Origin of the sequence: Streptococcus mitis (genome assembly GCF_001579035.1) — a bacterium.
Lineage (GTDB): Bacteria > Bacillota > Bacilli > Lactobacillales > Streptococcaceae > Streptococcus > Streptococcus mitis_J.
The window spans coordinates 260702-262706 of the sequence record NZ_KQ970286.1; the positions used below are offsets into that span (position 1 = coordinate 260702).

3 protein-coding genes are annotated in these 2005 nt (G+C 40.8%); all 3 read right to left on the reverse strand.

Annotation, left to right across the window (positions count from 1 at the left end):
- A partial coding sequence (locus SMIDD26_RS12670) for an aminotransferase class V-fold PLP-dependent enzyme (protein ID WP_246746882.1) occupies window positions 1-408 on the reverse strand: 408 nt, incomplete at its 3' end.
- A 9-nt stretch (window positions 409-417) separates the two neighbouring features.
- Window positions 418-1377: a ribose-phosphate diphosphokinase gene (locus SMIDD26_RS03595; protein WP_061438973.1), complete on the reverse strand. Its 960-nt coding sequence runs from the start codon at window positions 1375-1377 to the stop codon at window positions 418-420.
- Between the two features lie 112 nt (window positions 1378-1489).
- The coding region (locus SMIDD26_RS03600; RefSeq protein ID WP_061438974.1) for a CYTH domain-containing protein at window positions 1490-2005 on the reverse strand (516 nt) is incomplete at its 5' end.

Below are 2005 nucleotides of genomic sequence, written 5' to 3' on the forward strand. Positions count from 1 at the left end.
ACGTAAGGCCTCTTGAATTTGCTGGGCGGTGATTTCTTGATTTTCTGGCTGGATAATGGTTGCTTCAAACCCAAAGTGTTGAACCAAGTAATCAATGGTTTCAAGGACGGCATGGTGTTCAATGGCAGTTGTGATGATATGTTTTCCTTGTTCTTGGTGACGAAGGCAGTAGCCAATGATGGCAGTATTGTTGCCTTCTGTCCCACCAGAAGTGAAAAAGATATGTTGAGGTTTTGTCCTCAGTAACTGAGCTAGTTCCTGACGGGCTTCTCGCAAGAGTTTGCCAGCTTGACGTCCATGTCCATGAATACTAGAAGGATTGCCATGGTTTTCTTGCATAACCTTGGTCATAGCTGAAATAGCAACTGCTGACATGGGAGTCGTTGCAGCATTGTCCAAATAAATCAAAGAATCACCTTATTTCTTTTTGTTGTAGGCAAAGAGTGGGCTGACTGGTTTTCTTTCGTGGATACGGACGATAGCATCACCAATTAACTCACTAGCAGTGATGTAGCATACGTTTTTAGGAGTTTTTTCTTTTGTTGCTACTGAATCAGTCACAAGAATTTCTTTAATCTTAGTATTGTCAAGAAGTTCAGCAGCTCCCTCGACGAAGAGACCGTGGCTAGAAACAGCATAAATTTCTGTAGCTCCTTCACGTTCAACGATTTTGGCAGCTTCAGAGAAGGTACGTCCTGTATTTAAAATATCATCAATCAAGATAGCTTTCTTACCTTCAACATCACCAATGATATAACCTTCGTTACGAGTTGCATCGTCTTGAGGGTAATCGATAATGGCGATAGGAGCATCAAGATATTCAGCCAAGCTACGCGCACGTTTCACACCTGAATTTTTAGGGCTAACGACAACAACATCTGAACCGAGTAGTCCCTTATCGCAGTAATGTTTTGCGAATAGGGGAACTGTGAAAAGATTATCGACAGGAATATCAAAGAAACCTTGAACCTGAACGGCATGCAAATCAAGAGTCAGGATACGATCAACCCCAGCCTTAACCAGCATATTGGCAACTAGTTTTGCTGTAAGTGGCTCACGAGGACAAGCAATGCGGTCTTGACGTGCATAGCCAAAATATGGAAGGACAACGTTGATACTGTGGGCACTTGCGCGCACACAAGCGTCGACCATGATTAACAATTCCATTAGGTGGTTGTTAACAGGGAAACTTGTTGATTGGATGATGTAAACATCATAACCACGGACACTTTCTTCAATATTCACTTGGATTTCTCCGTCTGAAAATTGACGTGATGATAGTTTTCCAAGTGGGGCACCAACAGCTTCAGCAATTTTCTGTGCAATCTCTTGGTTAGAGTTGAGTGCGAAAAGTTTCATGTTTTTTCTATCTGACATTATAGACCGTCCTCTGTAAACTTTATAAATCCTAGTGATATTTGCCTTACCTATATGAACTGGGATTCGTGTATTTTTATCTTTTCTATTTTACCAAAAAATGGAGATTATTTCAGCTATTTTTCATACTTTTGACAAATCGAACCAATTTTGAAGGAGCTTTTTGATAAGAAATCTGATTTTCCTCTAAAAATTGCTGGAAATCCTGTTTCCCTTGCTCGTGATTTTCCACTTCAAGCTCTAATTCGTAATCTGTCATATCAAAGTACTGACTTTCATCCAGTGCCATGAGGCCAATAGCTGTTTGCATTTCATAGCGAAGCGTTGTTAGACAACCAAGGACCTGCCATTTCTTGTTTTGTATACCATGTTTAGCCAATTCATCAAGAACCAGCCCCTGAGGAAGTTCTTCCTTAGCCAGATAGTTCTCAGCATCTTTTAGTTGCAATTTTTGATTGTATTCCATGTTTCCGACACTTTGTGGGACTTTGAGTGTCAATTCTGCCCAGTCTTCAAAGGTTCGAATGCGCATAGCAACTTTTTTTTCTCGCAGTCCAAAATCAGGTGTGTCGATGTAGTAATTTTTTTGAAGAACAGGAGTGACACCTGTGAACTGGTCTTTTAGACG